Here is a 21,909-nt window from a genome sequence, read left to right as displayed (position 1 = left end):
TGCCTTTTCCTCCCTATAAATTTTACTTATATAAAATTGAAACAGCTTTTAATTATAGCATAACTTTATATGCAATGTTTTATAAACATATAACGCAGCAATAGATATGGAAAGGAGCTTATTATGGAATACACTACAATAGAAGAACTAATGAAAAAAGCACATGAAGCTGAAGGAAAAACATTTGGTGAAATCGATACAACTGACCGACTCGCAAACGCAAAATCAAAAGGCGGATTAGGTCAAGTAATTGAGGAGAGCTTTTTCGGATATGAAGTAAATTCAAATGCAGAAGCTGATTTTAAACACCTTGGTATTGAACTCAAAGTAACTGCATTTAAACAAAATAAAAACGGTTCATTATCAGCCAAAGAGCGCTTGGTTTTAAATATTATCAACTATATGGAAGAAGTTCATACACACTTTGAGACATCAAGCTTTTGGAAGAAAAACGAAAAGCTACTATTAATGTTCTATGAATGGGTACCTGAAGTAGATCGTAAAGATTTTCATATTACAAAAAGCTTTCTATTCACCTATCCTGAAGCTGATTTAGAAATAATTAAACAAGACTGGGAAATCATCGTAAATAAAATTCGTGCCGGCAAAGCACATGAATTATCTGAAGGTGATACAAACTATTTAGGAGCTTGCACAAAAGGATCCAATAAAAATTCACTTCGCTCACAACCGTGTTCTGAAATTCAAGCAATGCAAAGAGCTTTTTCATTAAAGTCTTCTTATATGACCGCACTAGTTCGTAGATATATCCTAAACGAAGAACTGGTAAGTTTCACAACAACAAATGAACTAAAAGGAAAATCTTTAGAAGAAATCCTTTACTCAAAATTTGAGAATTACATAGGCCTAACTGATCAAGAAATTGCTCAAAAATTATCTATCGATTACAAACCTACAACCAAAAGCTTTGTTCCATTATTAGTAAGCTCATTACTTGGTATTAAAGGAACTCGACTCGATAAAATTGAAGAATTTGCGAAAGCCAATATAGAATTTAAGACAATTCGTTTAGAGCTAAACAGAAAACCAGAACAAAGCATGTCATTTGAAACAATTGATTTTCATCAATGGACAAACGAATCATGGGAAGAAAGCGAAATTCGAGAACGCTTCTATCAAACCAAATTCTTATTTGTAATTTTTGAATTTAAACAAACAAAAATAGAAAATCCAAACCGTAAACTCTACTTTAAAGGTATCAAGCTTTGGAACATGCCCGCCCCTACAATAGAAAAAGAAATACGTGAACTATGGGAAGAAGTTAATAAAGTAATACATGAGGGTATTCAAATTGAATATAAAAAACGTGGTGACAAAGTCGTCGAAGCAAATAACCTACCAAAAATAAACTTCAACGGTGTCGCGCATATTAGACCAAAAGCTCGCAACGGTGCTGATAAAGTAACTTTACCTGATGGTCAGCATATTACAAAGCAGTGTTATTGGTTAAATAATTCGTACATAGCTGATATTATTACTGATAAAAAATAATACAGATTCAATTTAATTTATGAAGAATTCACCGTTCATATCAAAAAGCAGTTATCATTTTTACTTCTAAAGATATCTGCTTCTTCATCGTATAAATCTCTTCAGAACACTTAATGAGTAACAAGATAAAATACTGTATCATATATACATAGCATATAAAAAGGAGTCCTTTCTCATGGCATTACATAAATTCACACGAAAAAAATTAGATGATATTTTAAGAAATGCTGTAGGTAAAACGCTTGGAAAATGTGATGTTAACAATGTCTTTGCAAAGACTATTAATTCACCTAAAATCACCGGTATAGCCGGAGATGTTGTAGAACAATCTATATTGGGTTATCCACCTGATACAGATAAAAAACCTGATTTAATTGTGGACGGTATTGAAACAGAAGTAAAAACAACTGGCATTCGTAGACCTAAGAAGAATAGTAGAACTAAAAACAAGTCTAATATTATTTATGAAGCAAAAGAGCCTATGTCAATTACAGCTGTTTCACCTGAATCAATTACAGATGAAGAATTTGAAACCTCTAGCTTCTGGCATAAATTAGAGCACCTATTATTAGTATATTATCACTACGATTCTCTAGAAACTGTAACAGCTGCTGAATATGCTAAATTTTTCATTGAAGGTTACCATTTCCACACGTTTTCAGATGAAGATAAAAAAATTCTAAAAAATGATTGGCTCATTGTACGTAATTTTATTCAGCACTTAAAAGATACATATGGGGACCCTAAAGCTGAATATCCTCGAATTTCTTCTGAACTACGAAAAAGTTTGATGCTGATAGATACAGCGCCTAAGTGGCCTAACAGTCCTCGTTTCCGTCTAAAACGGACTACCGTATCAACTCTAGTACAAAAACATTTTGGAGATAAATTTGAAAAGCTGGATGATACATACTTAACCTTTAAAGAACTTGATAATAAATTACATAATCTTACTCAAAAATATAAAAATAAAACGGTTAGAGAGCTCATGAAAGAATTCGACATTCTACCAACTAAAAACGGCTCCGCGCCAAAAGCTATCTCGGAACAAATCATTGTAAAAATGTTCGGTGGATCAGTAAAAAAACTAAGTAAAATTGAGCTATTTAGTAAGATTGGAATTGTTCCAAAGTCCATAGCACAAACTACTAAAAGCCGCCGCACAGAAGATATGAAATTTTGCCAAATTGATTTTGAAGAATGGACTGATCAAAAAATACAATTTGATGAATCGTTTATCTATAATTACTTCCATGAGAAACAATTTTTATTTATTATTTTCGAAGAGCCTTCTATGAAAGCTCCATTACTAGATAATAAATTCCTTGGATTTAAGCGTCTTTCTATGAATGATAAAATTATAGAAAATGATATAAAACCTGTCTGGGAACAAGTTCGTTATTTAATTAATAATGACAAACTAGAAGAAACAATTTATTTAGATAAAAACAATGAACCTATTATCAATAAACGTTCCAATACTGTTAGAACATCAATTAATTTCCCTAAATCAACAAACAATTCATTTTTCATTCGTGGAACAGGCAGTAACGCATCAAAGAAACCACTTGTCATTAACGGTATCAGCATGTATTATCAACAACTATGGCTTCGTGGAGATGTTATTGTTTCTATGCTTAAAAATACCGATTTTATCTAAGCAATTTTTAAATTCAACCTATATATTTAATTAATTTAGTATTTATTTGACCAACTATAAATCATTTAATAGAGATATTAATTCTCACATCTCCACATCTTAATTATAACATTTTGCCATAAATAGATTGCCAATTACCACCTTCCATACCTGGCAATCTATTTAAACTATAAACCCTTTTCAGCAATATCCGTTAAAATATTGATACTCTTCATCACTAAATAACTCATTCATTGCACCTAGTACTCCATCTTCTTTTAATTTTTCACCATTCCCGCATACCACCCATAACTATCCTCCAAAAATATCATACTCTCCCCACTATCCTTATAAAACCCCTCCCACCCCCGCTCCCTCAAAATCCCCTTCCAAGTATCACTCTGGGCCATCCTCCTAATCACATCATCCCAATAAGCAACCTCTTCCTCAGTCATATCTTTCGGTCCCATAATCCCTTTCCAATGCTGAAATACAACGTCGATTCCTTGTTCTTTCCACGTCGGGATTTCTGGTAATCTGTCTAGCCGTTTTTCTGAGGATACGGCTAGTATTTTTATTTTGCCAGCTTTGTACTGTTTTTCGGCTTCGGATAGGGTCATTGTTGCGGCGTTGATTTGTTTGTTCGTTAGGGCATTTATGATTTTTTCTTTGTTTTCGTAGACGAAGAATTGTAGTTCGGCAGGGTTTATGCCGAATGCTTTGCTTACTTGTACGAAGGATAGGTGATCATCGTTTCCTAGGCCAGGGGCAACGCCGATTTTGAAGTTTTTCTCGTCTTGTTTTAGTTGTTCCATTAGTTCGTTTGCGTTTTCTATGTTTGAGTCTTTTGAGACGACAACGACTTCCCAGTCTGACGCGAGTGTTGCAAGCGGTGTGAAGTCTTTATATGTTAGTTTACTGTGGCCTAGTAGGTTGTTCGTTATGAGTAAGCTTGAGTTGATCGCAAGTACGTGACCACCTTTTTGTTTCGTATATTTCCATCCGACATCACCACTGCCGCCTACTTTGTTTGTGACAGTGATTGGTTTTGTGAAGATTTTCTCTTCTGTCAGTGTTTTCTGCATCGCCCGTGCTGTTAAGTCCCATCCAGCTCCTTGAACGTTCGGTGCAACGATTTCTACTTCTTCTATGTTCACTTTGTTCTTGTTCGTTTTTTCTACGGAACAACCAGTTATTACTCCTGTCATGACCCATATACATAGTAATAATCGTTTTTTCATAGTCCTCGTCCTATTCGATACTTTCGTTCTGGTCGCCCGATAATACCGTATGTATACTCTACTGTGCATTCATTTGTCGCTACTAAGTATTCTAAATATCTTCTTGCGGTTGTTCTAGAGGCTCCCATTTGTTCTCCCATTTCTTCTATTGTAATGCCCTCTTCGAATCCTTTTATAATGTCTTTCACTTTTTGTAGTGTTAACGGATCTACACCTGTCGGTAAGTTTTTCATGTCTTGTATTTGCGAAGTGCCGAAAAAATTATCGATTAGTGCTTGATTTACTTCATTGTTACTATGTAACAGTTGCTTCTTTCTTTTATAGTCTTCAATTGTTCGAACAAATTTATCTAACGTGACCGGTTTTATAAGGTAGTTGCTTACGCCGTTTCGAATTGCCTTTTCTAACATATGGTTTTCATTCGCCGCTGTAACCATAATTACGTCAACTTTCGGAAAATCAGCGTGGATTTTCGGCAACAAGTCTGTTCCAATTCCATCTGGTAAATAATTATCTAATAGAAGTAAATCGATTTCTTCTCTTTGTAGTAGTTCCATCGTTTCTTTCGCATTCAATGCTTTCCCAATAACTTTTACATCCTTTATTTTTGATAAAAACTCTTCTTGAATTTGTGCTACGCGGAAATCATCTTCTGCAATTGCAACCTTCAACATATGCCCATCCCCCTGTTTGTCATTTACTTTCTCTCAATGTTTTCGGAAGGTAAATTGTAAAAATAGCTCCCCCATTTTTCTCGTTTTGAATTTCAATTGTTCCTTGTAGTAGTTCTACCATTTCTTTCACGTTTGCTAGTCCGTAACCACGATCGTTTCCTTTCGTTGAAAATCCTTTTTGAAAAATAGTTGCGATTTTTTCCGCCGATATCCCTGCTCCACTATCTATCACTTCAAACACAATATCGTGTCCAATATCCGTAACAAAGAAGGAAACACTCTTTCCCTCTCGTTCACTCACCGCATCAAACGCATTGTCGATTATGTTTCCAAGGATCGTAATAAGGTGCGAAACTTTTATATGGTCTGGTAACAGTTGAAGCGCACTATCTCCTTCAATATGAAAATCAATTTTCTTCTCAGATGCTGTTCCGAGTTTTCCTAATAAAATAGCTTGTACTTTCGCATCGTGAATTTGATGGAATAAAATATGGTTTTGGCTTTGATGAATATTAGATTCTTGCTGGATAAATTCAATCGCTTCTTTGTAATGTCCTAACTGAAGTAATCCTGATAAGACGAAAAGCTTATTTGTAAATTCATGCGTTTGAGCACGTAAGTCCTCTGAATATTTTCTTACCTCAGATATTGTGTTCACAAGATTTTGCAATTCGGTTTTATCTCTAAAACTACATACAACACCTACCGTACTGTTATTTTCGAGTATCGGTGTCATGTTTAAAATAAACACTTTATCTTGAAACGCTATTTCTTGATCGTTTTCTAGCACTCTTTCCATATGAAAAGCCGGTAAAACTTTTGAAATGTGTTGCTGTACATAATCATCATTTACATGCAACATCTCTTCTGCCGAAGTGTTCATCATCGTAATAAAACCATTTTGATCAATGGCTATAATACCTTCTTTTATAGATAGTAGTATCGCGCTTCGTTCCCGGTATAGCGCTGCGATTTCATTCGGCTCTAAACCGAGTGTATCTTTACGAATACTACGTGCTAAAAGAATACCGCCAATGATTCCAACTAGTAATACCGCTAAAGAAAAGAGTATGATTTCTTTCGTTCTGCTCAATATGTTAGATTCAATACCTTTTATTAAAAACTCTACTGTCACAACGCCTACGACTTGATCATAGTCTCCGTTATGAATAATAATAGGTGCTTTCGCCATTAAAGCCGGACCACTTGCACCATTTCCTTCGAGCGTATAATAGCCACCAAAAGTGAGTGCTTCATAGTTATATGGATTATTACTCTTTGTACCAATCAACTCCGAATTAGAATGTGAATACATAACCCCATAGCGATCTTCTATAATGACATAATCTGCACCAGCTTGCTCACGAACTTGTTCCGCAATGGATTGAATGATACTTTTATGCTCGTTATATTGAAAAGCCTCTTTTATAGCTGGCATAAAAGAAAGTGACTTCGCCGTTTGCAGAGCTAACTGTTCAACTTGACGTTTCGTATCAACGGACTGAATGTAAACAAATATTCCTGCTAACAGAAGAACGACAAATAAAATTAACGTAATAATTAAGCTTACTATTTTCGTTTGTAATGACACTTTGCGTGATTTCTTCATACTCCATATCCTTTGATAAAATATTCAAAACTATCAATCTCCTTTTTCTATTATTATGACAAAACTAATAATGAAGCAACTATTAAAACTCTCCATGTACATAAAGTACAAAAAGAATAAAATTGTCATAATATTGAGATTTAAATTCAAGAACAGTACAATTCAACTATATTGAACGCGCTTTCATAATTATCATTTTATTTATAAGCAAGAGGAGGAATTATTATGGCTCAAGCAAAATCTAACCGAGTCGCCGGCAATATCTTCAAAGGTTCTGTCGGCAATTTAATTGAATGGTATGACTGGTACGTTTACTCTGCTTTCGCTGTTTACTTCTCAGCAGAGTTCTTTCCTAAAGGAGATCCAACGAGTCAATTACTGAACACAGCCGCTATTTTCGCAGTCGGATTTTTAATGCGCCCTATCGGCAGTTTGCTAATGGGACGATATGCAGATCGGCACGGACGCCGGGCAGCATTAACGCTTTCGATTACGGTTATGGCCGGTGGTTCTTTAATTATTGCCTGTACACCGAGTTACGAAAGCATCGGTATTATGGCACCAATTATTTTAGTTCTTGCCCGTTTACTGCAAGGATTATCACTTGGCGGAGAGTACGGAACTTCCGCAACGTATTTATCTGAAATGGCTAGTAGTGGTCGCCGTGGTTTTTATTCAAGTTTTCAATATGTAACGCTCGTTGCTGGACAGATGGTTGCGTTAGGCGTTCAAATTGTTCTTCAGCAATTACTAAGCGAACCAGATATGAAAGCTTGGGGATGGCGTATTCCATTCATTATTGGTGCGATGGGAGCAGTAGCTGTATTATGGCTTCGACGTACAATGGATGAATCAGAGCAGTTCTCAAATATGGAATCGAAAAACCGCGAAAGCGCAGGAACCGTTCGCGCTCTTATGAAACACCCGAAAGCAGTATTAACAGTAGTCGGCCTAACACTAGGAGGCACTGTTGCATTTTATACGTACACAACATATTTACAAAAATTCATGGTAAACACAGTCGGTCTTCCGAAAGAAGTTGTGAGCTGGATTAACTTTGTCGCACTACTTATTTTCGTTGTGCTTCAGCCGATTGCGGGGCTATTATCCGATAAAATTGGACGCCGCCCACTCTTAATGGCTTTCGGTATTCTCGGAACGTTACTAACAGCACCGATCTTCTTCTTTATGGAAAAAACGACAGAACCAATCGTAGCATTTTTACTCATGATGGTCGGCCTTATTATCGTTACTGGTTACACTTCCATTAACGCGATTGTAAAAGCAGAACTCTTCCCAACTGAAATTCGCGCACTAGGCGTAGGTTTACCTTATGCACTAACCGTTGCGATATTCGGCGGAACAGCGGAATTTATCGCATTATGGCTAAAGAGTATCGGAATGGAATCACTATTCTATTTCTACGTAGCTGGATGTATCGCGATAAGCTTTATTACGTATTGGCGTATGGATGAGTCATCGAAGACTTCGCAGATTGAGGCGGAGCTTAATGGTGGAGATAAACTAGCTAATAATAAATCTAGTTAAAATTACGTATTCCATGTTCTTCGTTTTACCTGAACTCGATTTTCTTTATCTAAAAAAGCATAATTCATTAATATATAATTTAAAAACCTCTACTTATATGTAGAGGTTTTTGTATGACGAAAAAACACGTAGTTCCATTGAATAAAAAAGTATCTTTAGCTTGTGTAAAAGTATTGCCTGTAATATTGGATTTTAAAGTAGTTCCACCAGCAAAAGCAAATTGGTCTTTCAATGGTATTTGATTCGAAACGGAAGAGATACCTTCTGAGAATTTTGCTAGATTCGCGCCTTCACCGAGTGTAGTTATTTTCCCTACTCTGCCTATCCCTTTATCCCCAATCCATCCTATCCCAACTTCCATAAAAATACTTGTTCCCCATTTTGCACGACTTTCTGCATCACCATGCCAAAAATCATTCACAAATGAATCAGAAAAAGTATTACACGCAGTAGATGCTGTCTCTAGGGGATTGCCTATAGCATACTTAATATTTTCTTTTGTTACTGTATCATCTAGTGAATTGAATCCTTCTACAATCCCTCCGATAACTTGCCCAGAACCAACATAAAGACCGCCTATTACGGGCGGTCGATTTTTTTATTAAGTGCTTTTTAATGCTTGTTTTAGCGTTTTAACTGTTTGTTCAAGCCATTCTAATGGTGTTATTTCTAATCCTTCAAAATATATCCCATCTGCAGAAAACTGTATGTACTCATTTTTTTCTTTATCACTATAATCACTTTGAATAAATTCAGTTAGAAAAATAATAGCGTCTTGTAAATATTCCGTACTTTCTTCTTCAAGTAACTCTTGGAGTGCTTCTTCGTAAAATGTATCTTGATGAAATGTTGCTGCTAAGAACTGATAAACCGGATCTTCTGGATTTTTTTTTAATAGCATATATTTCTTTCCTCCTATTAGTCAACTGGATAACCTGTTAAAATGAAATTTCCATTGCCGTCTTTTTTTAAGACAATTTTGGCATTTTTCATATCATGAGCTGTTGTAGCCCCTCTCCGTACTCCACGCCCAATAATATCATTATTATAATAATCCAACGCTATCGTAGAACGGCTTCGGGGATTATTTAACCAATCTCTAATAATTCGTTGGTTATTAGGGTCACTGAGGGTAGCATTAGCTACTTTCTCAGCGGTAGCCCTATCAGTAAAAGTTGATGACCCTGTTATTCTAGAATCATTCTGTAATCTTTGCAACAACTCTTCATCTGTTTTTCCTACGTGCCTTTTGATTAAATGTCCACCTCTAGCTTTATGCGCTTTTAGTCCGCCTCCTGGAGCAAGTAGACTGCTATCACCAGGTTTTACATTAAGAATATTTTCATCTCTAGCAAATTGATAGGTCGATAGCTTTTCCTCAACTGCTCTAAAATCTGGCGTATCAAATCTAGACCGCAAACTGCCTCCGCCAGCAAAAGCAAATTGGTCTTTCAATGGTATTTGATTCGAAACGGAAGAGATACCTTCTGAGAATTTTGCTAGATTCGCGCCTTCACTGAGTGTAGTTATTTTCCCTACTCTGCCTATCCCTTTATCTCCAATCCATCCTATCCCAACTTCCATAAAAGTACTTGTTCCCCATTTTGCGCGACTTTCTGCATCACCATGCCAAAAATCATTCACAAATGAATCAGAAAAAGTATTATAAGCAGTAGATGCTGTCTCTAGGGGATGACCTATAGCATACTTAATATTTTCTTTTGTTACTGTATCATCTAGTGAATTGAATCCTTCTACAATCCCTCCGATAACTTGTCCAGAACCAACGTATATACCGTCCCAAACTTTTCGAAGCATAGATTTTTCAGGGGGGGTATCATACATTGTACCTTCTTCGATATTATCATCTGATAAATTATTATTTACAAAATTGTCCGCTTCGCGTGCCTTAGCTTCTGTCATTTTTTGAATGGAAGTCGTCCAGTTCATATTCAACCCCTGTGTACTAAATGTACCACTTACGGGACTAAAACCTTTTCCACTTTGGACTTCCGCTAAACCCATCGCAATGTTAGCGGCTAGTTGGAGGGCCGTATCATAATTACTACTAGAAGTATAATTAAATTCATATAGATGTTCTAGTTTTTCTTGCAGTTTTTGCCTCATGACATTAAAAAGATCCGCCAGAGCGTCCATACCCGGTATTGGCATAGTTTGAGTAATGGATTCCATACTTGCTTTCATTCGGTCAATTTCTCGAATTTGTTCTAATATTTCTTGTTCGATTACATCTGCCTGAGCTACTCGCGATTGAAAATCGTTTGGAAAGGCATTATTTTGATGGATTAGTTCTTCACATAAATAAATAATACCTTGCGCTAAAGGACGAAAGGTTTGTACAAAAAATGATTTTGCACTACTATATGTTTGTCCCTGTAAAACAGTATCAACTGCAAAAGCGTCAATCGACTGAATCGCTTGTTCCATACCTTGAATGGTAGCAGTACATACAGCATTCATGCTTTGAGTTTGGCTTTGTACTTCCCCCAAATACATATTTAAACTCATGCATTGACCTCCCTTGCTAATTGTTGTTGTTGATAGGAAAGGTCGTTTTCTAAATCACTAAGATCTCGTTTCTCTTTAAACAATGTTTCTTTTTTGTTTTCCAATTCAAATGTGACTTTTCGTTCAATATGTTGTGCATCTTGATACGTATTCATAAAAAACTGAGACATTTCTCTATCACCATGCCAAGTTCCTAAAATTCGATCAAACAAACGACGATTTCGACTTCTACATTCATAAAAATCTGCTTCCGCTTGTTCCTGAGCTTGAATCGCGAATTGATTTCGGTCCTGTTCTTCAAATACATTTCGTAACTTTAGATTTAACTCTTTAATTTGGTTTTCAATATCTCGATCCATCTTTTTCCTCCTACTATTTTACTTTACGTAGGTTGTCACATTAGCGAAAGGTATTATGAAGTTCATTATCCATTCTCTCAAACTCGTTAGCTACCGAGTGAATATTATCAATCGATTGTTGAAAGGCAGCAAGAAATTGTCTCGTCAAATCTAAGACTTGTTGATTCGCTTCTTGTGCTTTGAAATTAACAGATAATGTTGTACGCGTCGCCTTTGTTATAGAACGACTGGTTGCACTTTGAATCCTATCAGAGGCTGATCCCATTTTCGTAGCAATTTGCGTTGCTTTTTGTAAATTACTTTGAAATTGTCCCATTCTTTCAAATCCTTTCTATACGTTTTCCAAATGTATTAAAGAAATCTCATTATATATCCTTATCAATATCACTCGCTGGGCATGCAATCAAATAAGCCATACAATATAAGCTGTATGGCTCATTTGAAATGCTTGTTATATAGTGTAAAACAATTTTTATTTCAAACCGAAATTACGTGATAATTCTTCATCATGAGAAGCAACAGCCTCTGCAGTTTTATTCAGCTGCACATTAATTTCTTGTAATAGCTGTGCGAAGTTTTGTACTTTTGGCTTTAATTCATTGAACTGTTGGTCAAAACCTTCAAAAGCACGACCTTCCCATTCTCCTCTTAATTCATTTTGTAAGTTTTGTAGTTGACTTAAAATGTCCTCAATTTGATTTGCACCTTGTCCATATCGAGTCGCTTTCGATTTAAGCTCCTCTGGTGACATACGAATTTGTCCAGCCATTTTCATTTCCCCTTTAATACATAATAAGCAAAATATATTTTGGTTAATTTTACTAAACACATTATAATGTATTATTTTGAACTTTTAAACACTTTATCTTTCTATTGAATATTAGAATATTATCAATTTTAATCATTAAATATTCTACTTTTTCTTGCTTTACAAGATTTTATGCAAAAAAGACCACCAAAAGGCAGTCTCAAAACTCAATCCTATTCCCCATCCCGCACTCCACCGCTTTCTCATACAAATACTTCGCAGCGATAATATCTACTACTGCCAAACCAACTGATTTGAAAATAGTAATCTCTTCATCATTTTCGCGTCCGGTTTTTTCCCCGCTTATGATTTGTCCAAGTTCGGCGTGGAGATTGCTAGTTTTATCGGAATTTGAAGGTCATCTGTTTCTAGATCATATTCAATTAAGAAATCCTACAAATGCCTCTTCTTCCTCATCTATAAAACCTACAAATATAATTTCTTCAATATCCTCATGATTAAATACAAATGTATACTCAGGATTAATGTAGCCTTCTGGATAAAAACAGCCAATATAGTCATACATCACAGGTTCTTTAACCATAAGTTTTTGTTTTCTTCCATAAATCACAATTTTCTTCGTCCCACCTTTTAATAGAACAATAGAACCATTTGGTAAAAACTTTTCTTTAGAAAATTGCATAATTCCCCATCCTTCCTTTATCTAAATGTAATTCTATATTCATGATGTTGCTTCTCCCTTTTCTTTTCCGCAGTCTTTACTGACTATAGGAGAACCACGATTATATACTTAAAATTCAATACAGACTCTTTAAATGGTTTCATGTGTTCTACCTCCACCTTCTATATGCTTCCTTAAATAATAATACCTATGGAGTTCCATAATGAAATGAAACAACATAAACGAAAGCATGGAGTATACACACATTAATACAATTGCTACCATCTTTTGTGTTGCAAAACCAAGACTGATATTAGCAATGAGTTGACCCAATCCTACAAAAGCCAATACTCCGAAGCCAGAATTTTTTTTCGATGACTTTGATTTTTTGATTGGTCCCTGAAGTTTTTTAATATGGTTTTTATAATAATGATTCAAAGCAAAAATATACAAACCAACTGAAAAAACAAAATAGATTGGAGTTTGTAATCCTAACATTCCATATGCAAACTTTTGGGTTATAACTAATAATCCTACTGAACATACGATGCCAAATACCCCACGAAATAGAGTGTATTGTAATTGCCGTTTCCGAGGATTTATAACAATCCATATTGTCCATAAATTTAAAAAAACAACTGGTGGAACTATTATGTACATATATATCGGTTGAAAAGGATTCGCAAAAGCAGGCAAAAGCACAAATATATCTGCTATCCCAATCACAAGAGTAATTATAGTCGATCTTATATCATTTACAGCATAAAGAGCCATATAATATTCAAAAGCTTTTTTATTAAAATCTGTATTTTTTTTCATGTTAATTAAACCACCCTGCTACTGTTGACCAAGTTTTTTTCGCACCCGTTTTCACCATATCCTTAATACTATCATCTTCACCATCACCATCTAAATCAACATCCCATTTTACACCTTCTGTGAAATATTATTCCCTTCTCGAAAAGAAGATCACCCCATTAATAAGATCTAGGCTTATCAAAAATTTCAAAAAGCCGGAGATTTTGCCGGTATCGAATCTATTAGGACTCACACCATGCGCAAAACCTTCGGCTATTGGTTCTATAAATAAACAAAAGATGTCGCTATGTTGTAAGAAATACTCAATCATAGCACCTCACAAATTACACTTAAATATATTGGCATCAATAAGGAAGAAAAAGATAGTGTACTAGATACATTTTGTATTTAATTCAATTGTAATAAAAAACTATATTTTTAACAATTTCTCACGTAATATCAATTCATTTTCAGTCATGTAACCTCTGTGTAATTTTTCTACAATCTTATCGCGATTAAAACATAATACTTTTTCATCACCTAAATAACCGACTGGATAAGGAACACCTACATAGTCAAAATCACGTTTATCTGCTGAAATAACCATTCTTCCGATAATCATAATGATTGGTTCTACACCTTCTAGTTTAACAACTGATCCAATAGGTAATAGTTTCATTTATTTACTCTCCTTTTTCTTTTTGTATCTGAATATAAATTCTAAAATGATTATAGAAGCAAATCCAATAGATAATTGAATAACTGTAAAAAGGAGTTTTTCTTTTGAAGAAGCTTCAGGTAAATTCCATATTACTACAAGAGGAATAAGTACCCCAACACTGGTAATAATCCTTAATGATTTATTCATATTTTGAATTCCCCTATCACATAAGTAATATCATTTCTTATTAAATTTACTGTGTACCAGTTCAAAGAATTTATTTGCACTAAGTGAAATTGCGCCAATAATAAGAACACCAATAATAAAATAAATCTTTTTAAATAAGTTGTAAGGAGATAAAATAGCAACTACAAGAAGTATTATAATTGCAACGAATGTGACTAATTTTCCAACTTTAAATGCTTGCATATCAGCTTTCCTCCTTCTTTGGTTTTTCAAATTTAATAAACCCTCCAAGACCAAACTCTTCCCCAAAGTATCCACCAGTTTCAGCTCCAAGCTTTGCTTTAAAACCGAATGTACCTAATCCTACTTCTCCTTTTGCTATCACGTCGCAATCCCCTATAAATGGAACAAAATCTGGGATGTGAAAAAGATTTAACTCTGCTTCATATTTGTTAGCAGTAAGTTCCGCTGCAAGTTTTAATGTATATTTCTCCACACCTGTTGTAAAGTTCGCTTCGCCAAACTTTTGAGTAATCGTTATCTCTTTCGGAGTAAACCTAATAGGTCCAATAGGCCCAATAAAAGTAGTAATTGGAACCTTTATTTTTGTTGTTTTAAAGGAGTTTTCTAAGGCAGATCCCTCTATTTTTGCTCCAATAATATTTCCAGCCATTAAATCCTCTTTAGCAGCATCAAAAGCAAAAGGCAAAGGCACATTTACATCTATTTTTCCAGATAAAGCTTTCATGTTCCACTCGCTGTTATTGCCAAGAGGCTCCTTACCATCAATCACAGAACCTTCTAAAACTGCTCCAACACGCTCTCCATCTTTCCATTCTGCTTTACCTGTAAAATATTTAATTTTATCCTTATCATCTTTTTGAGTTCGTGCCTGTGCTATTTTATCAGCTTCACGAGTTTTCTTTTCTGTAATTTTTTGAATAGATGTTGTCCATCCCATGTTCAACACTTGCGTATTAAATGTACCGCTAGCGGCATTAAACCCTTTCCCACTTTGAACTTCCGCAAGACCCGTAGCAATACTAGTTGCTAATTGAAGTGCTGTACTATAATTATTACTAGAGGTCTGATTGAATTGATACAAATGATCCAGCTTTTCTTGCAGTTTTTGCCTCATAACAATAAAAAGATTTACCATAGCATCCATACCCGGCATTGGCATAGCTTGATTGACAGCTTCCATACTTGTTTTCATCCGGTCAATTTCTCGAATTTGTTCTAATATCTCGTGTTCAATTACATCTGTTGAAGCTACCTGTGATTGAAATTGACTTGGAAAGGCATTGTTTTGTCGGATTAGCTCTTCACATAAGTAAATAATTCCTTGCGCTAAAGGACGAAAGGTTTGTACAAAAAATGATTTTGCACTGCTATATGTTTGCCCTTGTAACACAGTATCAGTTGCAAAAGAGTCAATTGACTGAATGGCTTGTTCCATGCCTTGAATGGTAGCGGTACATACAGCATTCATGCTTTGAGTTTGGCTTTGTACTTCTCCTAAATACATATTTAAACTCATGCATTGACCTCCCTTGCTAATTGTTGTTGTTGATAGGAAAGGTCGTTTTCTAAATCACTAAGGTCTCGTCTTTCTTTAAGCAACGTTTCTTTTTTGTTTTCCAATTCAAATGTGACTTTTCGTTCAATATGTTGTGCCTCTTGATATGTATTCATAAAAAACTGAGACATTTCTCTATCACCATGCCAAGTTCCTAAAATTCGATCAAACAAACGATGGCTTCTACCTCTCCATTCATAAAAATCTGCTTCCGCTTGCTCCTGAATGTGAATCGCGGATTGATTTCGGTCTTGTTCTTCAAATACACTTCTTAACTTTTGATTTACTTCATTGATTTGTTTTTCAATATCTTGACTCATCATATTCCTCCTACCATTTTACCCTTATGTAGGTTGTCACATTAGCGAAAAGTGTTGTGAAGTTCGTTATCCATTCTCTCAAACTCTTGGGCTACTGAATGAATATTATCCACCGCTTGTTGAAAGGCAGCGGAAAATTGTTTCGTCAAGTCTAAAACTTGCTGATTCGCTTCTTGTGATTTGAAGTTAACAGACAACGTTGTACGCGTCGCCTTTGTTATAGAACGACTGGTTGCACTTTGAATCCTATCAGAGGCTGATTCCATTTTCGTAGCAATTTGCGTTGCTGTTTGTAAATTACTTTGAAATTGTCCCATTCTTTCAAACCCTTTCTATAAGTTTTCCAAACGCATCAAAGAAATCTCATTAAATATATATCCCTATCAATATCACTCGCTAGGCATGCAATCAAATGAGCCATACAATATAAGCTGTATGGCTCATTTGAAATGCTTGTTATATAGAGTATGACAATTTTTATTTCAAACCGAAATTACGTGATAATTCTTCATCATGAGAAGCAACAGCCTCTGCAGTTTTATTCAGCTGCATATTAATTTCTTGTAATAGCTGTGCGAAGTTTTGTACTTTTGGCTTTAATTCATTGAACTGTTGGTCAAAACCTTCGAAAGCACGACCTTCCCATTCTCCTCTTAATTCATTTTGTAAGTTTTGTAATTGACGTAAAATATCCTCAATTTGATTTGCACCTTGTCCATATCGAGTCGCTTTTGATTTAAGCTCCTCTGGTGACATACGAATTTGTCCAGCCATTTTCATTTCCCCTTTAATACATAATAAGCAAAATATATTTTGGTTAATTTTACTAAATATATTATAAAATATTATTCTGAACTTTTAAACGTTTTATCTTTCTGTTGAATATTAGAATATTAATATTCAATTCTAATCATTACATATTCTACTTTTTCTTGCTTTACAAGATTTTATGCAAAAAAGACCACCAAAAGGCAGCCTCAAAACTCAATCCTATTCCCCATCCCGCACTCCACCGCTTTCTCATACAAATACTTCGCAACGGTAATATCTACTACAACCAAACCAACTGATTTGAAAATAGTAATCTCTTCATCGTTTTCGCGTCCAGCTTTTTCCCCGCTTATAATTTGTCCAAGTTCGGCGTGGAGATTGCTAGTTTTATCGGAATTTGAAGGTCACCTGTTTCTAGATCATATTCAATTAAGCAATCCTACAAATGCCTCTTCTTCCTCATCTACAAAACCTACAAATATAATTTCTTCAATAGCATCATGATTAAATACAAATGTATAATCAGGATCAATATATCCTTTTGGATAAAAACAGCCAATGTAGTCATACATAACAGGTTCTTCAACCATAAGTAGTTGTTTTCTTCCGTAATTTTCTATCCTTTAACCAACTATAAGAAGAATGCGATTATATACTTGAAATGCAACAAATTCTCTTTAAAAGCCTATACGTATTTTCCCCCCATCTTCTATATGCTTCCGTAAATAATAATACTTATGGAGTTCTATAATCATATAAAACAAAGCAAACGAAAACACTGTGCATGCACACATAAATACAATTGCCCCCATCTGTTGTGTTGCAATGCTAAGAATTATATTAGCAATTAACTGCCCCGATCCCGCTGCAATAGCTGCTACTTTTACACCACCAGTTCCTTTCGATGATTTTGATTTTTTTCTTGGTTCCTGAAGTTTTTCAATATGGTTTTTATAAAAATGATACAAAGCAAAACCATACAAACCAAATGAAAGAATAAAATAGATGGGAGTTTGTAATTGTAACACTTCATAAGCATATTTTTGAGTTATAACCAATAATCCCACTGAACATATGGTGCCATATACTCCTCGAAATAGAGTGTATTGTAATTGTCGTTTCCGAGGATTGATAGCAATCCATATCGCCCACAAATTTAAAAAAATAACTGGAGGAGTTACTATATATACATAGAGTAATCGAAAAGGATTCGCAAAAGCAGGCAAAAGAACAAACACGTCTGCCCCCAAAAGGACCAGACCAATTACATGGACTCTTATTTCATTTACAGGATAAAGAGCCATATAATGTGCAAAAGCTTTCTTATTAAAATCTATACTTTTTTTCATGTTAATTAAACCACCCTGCTACTGTTGACCAAGTTTTTTTCGCACCCGTTTTCACCATATCCTTAATACTATCATCTTCACCATCCCCATCTAAATCAACATCCCATTTTACACCTTCTGTGAAATATTATTCCCTTCTCGAAAAGAAGATCAACCCATTAATAATATCTAGGCTTATCAAAAATTTCAAAAAGCCAAAGATTTTGCTGGTATCGAATCTATTGGGACTCACACCATGCGCAAAACCTTCGGCTATTGGTTCTATAAATAAACAAAAGATTTCGCTATGTTGTAAGAAATACTCAATCATAGCACCTCATAAATTACACTTAAATATATTGGCATCAATAAGGAAGAAAAAGATAATATACTAGATAATTTCTATATCTAATCATATATGATCAACATAAAGAAAAATTTGATATACAATCAGATTTAAAAACATTACTTAATAATTCTTTGAATTAAATTGGAGCTGATTCTCACTCGATTTTCTACTTAAAAAACATGATTACTATATATTTCACCAGAATACAGATTCAAAACTATTTAATTAAAGACTAAAAAAACTATTTTTCTTTTTTCCATGATATTCGAAATTCCCCACCATGTTCTTCCGTTTTAATTTTAACCTTATATGTATCATCCTTAGGCACTTTAATATTTTTTTCGCCTTCGCCACTATTAAACTCTAGTATTGTATTATCATTTGAATCCACAACATAAGCAATTATAGTTCCTTGTTTAGTTTTATCATCAAAAGAAAAAATCCAATTCTCACCTTTTTTAACTTTCCTATCTTGAGTTGCAGATCCAGTAAATTTTCTATAATCTCCAGATATACTACCTGATACACTATCTGAAGAACCATGAACTTTACCACCAACAATAGTTCCCTCTCTTGTAAAACAACCACTAAGAATTACTAAACACAAAACAAATAAAATCGTATTTTTAAAAATTTTCACCATCATTACCCCTTCTATTCCCAATAAAATTTTCACCATTAAACTTATAAAAATAACTATAATAAAAAATTATATCCATTGATAGATATTTAATTAATTTTACACTTCAGCTAAGGCTTACAAGTATCTCGTATGACTTATCTCAAAATCCTTATCAATGTTAAAGTTATTCATTTTTAAGACTAGAAACAAATTAATATTGTAAATTCAAATTTTAGGGGTACTACCCCATCACCATCAAGCTAAGCTCATGTAACGTCAACGATAAGCGAGATTATTTCTTTTTTTCGAAATCCTATATGTAGGTGCTTTAAAGATTTGCATACGAAATAAACCCTAACGGGTTTCCTTTTTTCAATTAAGCCGCTTGATTATCAGACATGGTACAATTGTAAACAACACCTAATATATCAAAGACTGTTTTCTTCTCATATCGATGAGATTTTCGCCCGTTTTGCTGTAGGAGGTTGAATAGGCGAAATAGAACCTTTGATAGCTCTTGGGTGTCTTTCTGTATAGCTTGGAAAAGAAGAAGAAAATAATCTTTAATCATATATATGGCCTTATACTCACTCAGTTCTCGTTTCTTTTTCATAATAAGTAATTGCCGCATTTGAAACATGATAGAAGAACAGAGTAGAATGGCAATCAACTGTCCATACAAATGGCACTCCCATCTTTCTGGTTTTATCTTTTTACACTGATGAATTTGAAAGAATGACTTCCACGTTTTAAATAAAATTTCGATTTGCCAACGTAAAGAATACCAATCATGTACTTGTCCCATCGGGACAATGTCTGTAGGGGTGTTTGTCATATATACATTGATGCCACTGAGTCGTTTACTACGAGGAGAATACTTCATTCCTTTCTTTTTTTCTCTTACAGTTTGATCTTGTAATCGTTTTTTTTGTTGTTCTTTTGTTAGCTGATGAACAATCACACGAGTTGGTACTTTATCAGTCATTCCTACATAAGCGTCGGATATTTCACATGTTTGTCCTGGGTGAAGAGAGTTCATTAAGACCTCCATATCTATCTGTATATACTCTGTACCTTTCTTGATTCTTCCATCTTGAAAATAATCAGGGGTGGGATTTTTTTGATAAATACGTGTATTTGATTTAATACGAGAGATATAGTAAGCCTTTTTATCTTGTATATGTTGAAGATCTTTCAAATGAAAATAACCTAAATCACGGATACATAAATCATTCGCTGTCACAGTTGGGGCACATAGAGAACCATAAGTTCGATCATGTTGTTTACCTGGACCTGTATGAATATGTAGGAACTGTCCACTTAATAGATCATACTCAAGCTGAATCTTCACCCCCGCTGTATGGCTGCATCCTCCTGCACCCGGATAAACAGATGAAAATACATCAGGAAGTTGAAATGCAGTTGAATCTAGGATACGAATGCGCTTGAAAATAGAAGCGTATGGAGAAGTGAGCAGCTTAGTTGAAGATAACTTTTGGTTGAGAAGTTCAGCTAACACTTGTTGTAGAAATTGCACGGCTGTGGCATTAAACCGTTGATGCTTCTAAACAGCTACATAACTGAGTTAAAGAGGTTTTAGCGACATTTTGACTAATCCATACACATAAAGCGACTAAATCTTTTGCTTGGTACTTACTGGTTCGTTGTACAAAACCAACATCTCTAGCAAGATCTCGTAAGAAATTCGGAGATAAGAAGCTTTGAATTTCTTGAGCAAATAGTTGTAATTCATCAGATACAGAAATAGACATACAAAAACGCCATCCTTTCCTATGATTCTACAGATGTGGATTTAAAATAAAGTTACGACGTTTATAAAAAAGACGCGATGTTTTAAATAAAGTCACGATGTTTATAAAAAAGTTGTGATATTTTGTCTCTTTCAATTTAGGAATTCAAAGTGACCGGAATTACTTACACTTCGTTTTTCTTAGTGAACCAACAACGCAGATTAGTTACACATCAATAATTAAAATATCAAAACTTTAGGAAGAAGGGGGGATTATGATGAATAAAGAAATTCAAGAATTGTTTGATGATCTCAATTTATTTGCCAGACAAATTGCAAATGTAAGATTGTCAAAATTATCATTTGATGTATATGAATTTAGAGATGAATATGCAATGCAAGTAGACTTAACATTCGCCAGAAAAGGTCAATTTGATAATATTCAAGAGGCATTTTCTGCACTATTTAAAAAGGAATTGTTCGATGGAGAAGAATGGGATATTAGTGATGAGCCAGACCCTTCAGACGAACAATGGCTAACGGCACTAAAAGATGGTTGGATTAATACATACTATTCAAGAGTATGTATTAGCATAGAGTCAGTAAACAAAGATGACTTTATAAGTAGATTTAAAAGGGATTTAGCTGATGTGAATGCACCAGAACAAGTTATTAAAGAACTCTTAATTAGATTAAGTCATATTGAAACAATACAAGTACAAAAGGGGTATGTTTATGATTGTATATTCGGACAATCTGATAGCTATTATTTTTTGTATGAATGGGGAATATATGATTAAAATCATTATAACGACTAAGATTGTGACGAAACGTACTTAAAGTAACGGGGGCGTTGGTGAAATAACGGATAACAAAACAATCAAACTTTTTTATAAAATTTTTATACTAATTAGCAAAAAAGGACTCCATTTTAACCAATCTTTTTTCAAAATGGAGTCTTTGGGTTTCGCGTAAAATCAAGGTGCATACAATATTTCTAATCA

Annotated in this window: 23 protein-coding genes and 7 pseudogenes; 6 read left to right on the top strand and 24 right to left on the bottom strand. The window is 34.5% G+C overall.

Annotated features, from left to right (window positions below):
- Window positions 1-123 precede the first annotated feature (123 nt).
- Together JTF23_RS12675 and JTF23_RS12670 are read left to right on the top strand one after the other, a co-directional pair.
- Window positions 124-1,512, top strand: coding sequence for a Sau3AI family type II restriction endonuclease (locus JTF23_RS12675; RefSeq protein ID WP_204208886.1), 1,389 nt, complete (start codon window positions 124-126; stop codon window positions 1,510-1,512).
- Between the two features lie 175 nt (window positions 1,513-1,687).
- Window positions 1,688-3,172: a MutH/Sau3AI family endonuclease gene (locus JTF23_RS12670; protein WP_204208885.1), complete on the top strand. Its 1,485-nt coding sequence runs from the start codon at window positions 1,688-1,690 to the stop codon at window positions 3,170-3,172.
- A 257-nt stretch (window positions 3,173-3,429) separates the two neighbouring features.
- On the opposite strand, the gene JTF23_RS12665 is transcribed toward JTF23_RS12670, so the two are convergent.
- From JTF23_RS12665 to JTF23_RS12655, 3 genes are read right to left on the bottom strand one after another with little or no spacing between them, the layout of a single operon-like run.
- Window positions 3,430-4,392 (bottom strand): tripartite tricarboxylate transporter substrate binding protein, encoded by a 963-nt coding sequence (locus JTF23_RS12665; RefSeq protein WP_204208884.1) that lies wholly within the window; start codon window positions 4,390-4,392, stop codon window positions 3,430-3,432.
- Window positions 4,389-5,066, bottom strand: a complete 678-nt coding sequence (locus JTF23_RS12660; protein ID WP_002150219.1) for a response regulator — start codon at window positions 5,064-5,066, stop codon at window positions 4,389-4,391. The genes JTF23_RS12665 and JTF23_RS12660 overlap by 4 nt, the downstream gene beginning before the upstream one ends.
- A 19-nt stretch (window positions 5,067-5,085) precedes the next feature.
- Entirely contained in the window at window positions 5,086-6,675 is a 1,590-nt protein-coding gene (locus JTF23_RS12655; RefSeq protein ID WP_204208883.1) for an ATP-binding protein, read from the bottom strand.
- A 225-nt stretch (window positions 6,676-6,900) separates the two neighbouring features.
- On the opposite strand from JTF23_RS12655, the gene JTF23_RS12650 reads away from it, so the two are divergent.
- Entirely contained in the window at window positions 6,901-8,223 is a 1,323-nt protein-coding gene (locus JTF23_RS12650) for an MFS transporter (RefSeq protein ID WP_016103884.1), read from the top strand.
- 139 nt (window positions 8,224-8,362) lie between these two features.
- On the opposite strand, the pseudogene JTF23_RS12645 reads toward JTF23_RS12650, so the two are convergent.
- The 9 genes and pseudogenes from JTF23_RS12645 to JTF23_RS12605 all read right to left on the bottom strand — a co-directional run.
- A pseudogene (locus JTF23_RS12645) lies at window positions 8,363-8,797 on the bottom strand (cytosolic protein); the annotation flags it as partial.
- 27 nt (window positions 8,798-8,824) lie between these two features.
- Window positions 8,825-9,124 carry a contact-dependent growth inhibition system immunity protein gene (locus JTF23_RS12640; protein ID WP_016103879.1) on the bottom strand — a complete coding sequence of 100 codons (300 nt, stop codon included), beginning with the start codon at window positions 9,122-9,124 and terminating at the stop codon, window positions 8,825-8,827.
- Between the two features lie 17 nt (window positions 9,125-9,141).
- The gene (locus JTF23_RS12635) at window positions 9,142-10,752 is read right to left on the bottom strand and encodes an RNase A-like domain-containing protein (protein WP_016103878.1); all 1,611 of its coding nucleotides are present in this window, start codon (window positions 10,750-10,752) and stop codon (window positions 9,142-9,144) included.
- Entirely contained in the window at window positions 10,749-11,111 is a 363-nt protein-coding gene (locus JTF23_RS12630) for a DUF3958 family protein (protein ID WP_204208882.1), read from the bottom strand. Before JTF23_RS12630 ends, JTF23_RS12635 begins: the two co-directional genes overlap by 4 nt.
- Before the next feature lie 40 nt (window positions 11,112-11,151).
- The gene (locus JTF23_RS12625) at window positions 11,152-11,427 is read right to left on the bottom strand and encodes a TIGR04197 family type VII secretion effector (protein WP_016103876.1); all 276 of its coding nucleotides are present in this window, start codon (window positions 11,425-11,427) and stop codon (window positions 11,152-11,154) included.
- A 156-nt stretch (window positions 11,428-11,583) separates the two neighbouring features.
- Window positions 11,584-11,880 carry a WXG100 family type VII secretion target gene (locus tag JTF23_RS12620; protein ID WP_204208881.1) on the bottom strand — a complete coding sequence of 99 codons (297 nt, stop codon included), beginning with the start codon at window positions 11,878-11,880 and terminating at the stop codon, window positions 11,584-11,586.
- Window positions 11,881-12,079: 199 nt separating this feature from the next.
- Window positions 12,080-12,288: pseudogene (locus JTF23_RS12615) on the bottom strand (ornithine cyclodeaminase family protein); the annotation flags it as partial.
- A gap of 10 nt (window positions 12,289-12,298) precedes the next feature.
- Entirely contained in the window at window positions 12,299-12,562 is a 264-nt protein-coding gene (locus JTF23_RS12610) for a DUF4176 domain-containing protein (RefSeq protein ID WP_070146215.1), read from the bottom strand.
- Window positions 12,563-12,691: 129 nt separating this feature from the next.
- The gene (locus JTF23_RS12605; protein WP_070138822.1) at window positions 12,692-13,360 is read right to left on the bottom strand and encodes a hypothetical protein; all 669 of its coding nucleotides are present in this window, start codon (window positions 13,358-13,360) and stop codon (window positions 12,692-12,694) included.
- Window positions 13,361-13,487: 127 nt separating this feature from the next.
- On the opposite strand from JTF23_RS12605, the pseudogene JTF23_RS27770 reads away from it, so the two are divergent.
- Window positions 13,488-13,751 (top strand): annotated as a pseudogene (locus JTF23_RS27770) (tyrosine-type recombinase/integrase); the annotation flags it as partial.
- A gap of 18 nt (window positions 13,752-13,769) precedes the next feature.
- Here JTF23_RS27770 and JTF23_RS12595 read toward each other — a convergent pair.
- From JTF23_RS12595 to JTF23_RS12550, 10 genes and pseudogenes are all read right to left on the bottom strand, one after another.
- Window positions 13,770-14,018, bottom strand: coding sequence for a DUF4176 domain-containing protein (locus JTF23_RS12595; protein ID WP_070146214.1), 249 nt, complete (start codon window positions 14,016-14,018; stop codon window positions 13,770-13,772).
- A complete protein-coding gene (locus tag JTF23_RS12590) occupies window positions 14,019-14,207 on the bottom strand; it encodes a hypothetical protein (RefSeq protein WP_070146213.1) in 189 nt (62 codons plus the stop codon).
- 30 nt (window positions 14,208-14,237) lie between these two features.
- The gene (locus JTF23_RS12585) at window positions 14,238-14,429 is read right to left on the bottom strand and encodes a hypothetical protein (RefSeq protein WP_070146212.1); all 192 of its coding nucleotides are present in this window, start codon (window positions 14,427-14,429) and stop codon (window positions 14,238-14,240) included.
- A gap of 1 nt (window position 14,430) precedes the next feature.
- Entirely contained in the window at window positions 14,431-15,726 is a 1,296-nt protein-coding gene (locus tag JTF23_RS12580; protein ID WP_204208880.1) for a T7SS effector LXG polymorphic toxin, read from the bottom strand.
- Window positions 15,723-16,085, bottom strand: coding sequence for a DUF3958 family protein (locus JTF23_RS12575; protein WP_016101711.1), 363 nt, complete (start codon window positions 16,083-16,085; stop codon window positions 15,723-15,725). The genes JTF23_RS12580 and JTF23_RS12575 overlap by 4 nt, the downstream gene beginning before the upstream one ends.
- A 41-nt stretch (window positions 16,086-16,126) precedes the next feature.
- Complete coding sequence (locus JTF23_RS12570; protein WP_204208879.1) at window positions 16,127-16,402, bottom strand: TIGR04197 family type VII secretion effector; 276 nt, start codon at window positions 16,400-16,402, stop codon at window positions 16,127-16,129.
- Between the two features lie 160 nt (window positions 16,403-16,562).
- The gene (locus JTF23_RS12565) at window positions 16,563-16,859 is read right to left on the bottom strand and encodes a WXG100 family type VII secretion target (protein ID WP_000918596.1); all 297 of its coding nucleotides are present in this window, start codon (window positions 16,857-16,859) and stop codon (window positions 16,563-16,565) included.
- Between the two features lie 203 nt (window positions 16,860-17,062).
- Window positions 17,063-17,271: pseudogene (locus tag JTF23_RS12560) on the bottom strand (ornithine cyclodeaminase family protein); the annotation flags it as partial.
- A 10-nt stretch (window positions 17,272-17,281) separates the two neighbouring features.
- Window positions 17,282-17,479: pseudogene (locus JTF23_RS12555) on the bottom strand (DUF4176 domain-containing protein); the annotation flags it as partial.
- A 54-nt stretch (window positions 17,480-17,533) separates the two neighbouring features.
- Window positions 17,534-18,205 (bottom strand): hypothetical protein, encoded by a 672-nt coding sequence (locus JTF23_RS12550; RefSeq protein WP_002114720.1) that lies wholly within the window; start codon window positions 18,203-18,205, stop codon window positions 17,534-17,536.
- A gap of 127 nt (window positions 18,206-18,332) precedes the next feature.
- Here JTF23_RS12550 and JTF23_RS27765 point away from each other — a divergent pair.
- Window positions 18,333-18,596 (top strand): annotated as a pseudogene (locus JTF23_RS27765) (tyrosine-type recombinase/integrase); the annotation flags it as partial.
- Between the two features lie 178 nt (window positions 18,597-18,774).
- Here JTF23_RS27765 and JTF23_RS12545 read toward each other — a convergent pair.
- A complete protein-coding gene (locus JTF23_RS12545; RefSeq protein ID WP_002202960.1) occupies window positions 18,775-19,176 on the bottom strand; it encodes a hypothetical protein in 402 nt (133 codons plus the stop codon).
- A gap of 355 nt (window positions 19,177-19,531) precedes the next feature.
- Window positions 19,532-20,927 (bottom strand): annotated as a pseudogene (locus JTF23_RS12540) (IS4 family transposase).
- Between the two features lie 253 nt (window positions 20,928-21,180).
- On the opposite strand from JTF23_RS12540, the gene JTF23_RS12535 reads away from it, so the two are divergent.
- Window positions 21,181-21,705, top strand: a complete 525-nt coding sequence (locus JTF23_RS12535) for a hypothetical protein (protein ID WP_002201533.1) — start codon at window positions 21,181-21,183, stop codon at window positions 21,703-21,705.
- The last annotated feature ends 204 nt before the right edge of the window (window positions 21,706-21,909 follow it).

The sequence above is a fragment of the Bacillus sp. RIT 809 genome (assembly GCF_016892495.1).
Lineage (GTDB): Bacteria > Bacillota > Bacilli > Bacillales > Bacillaceae_G > Bacillus_A > Bacillus_A cereus_U.
This window is presented reverse-complemented; position numbering and strand designations above follow the sequence as displayed.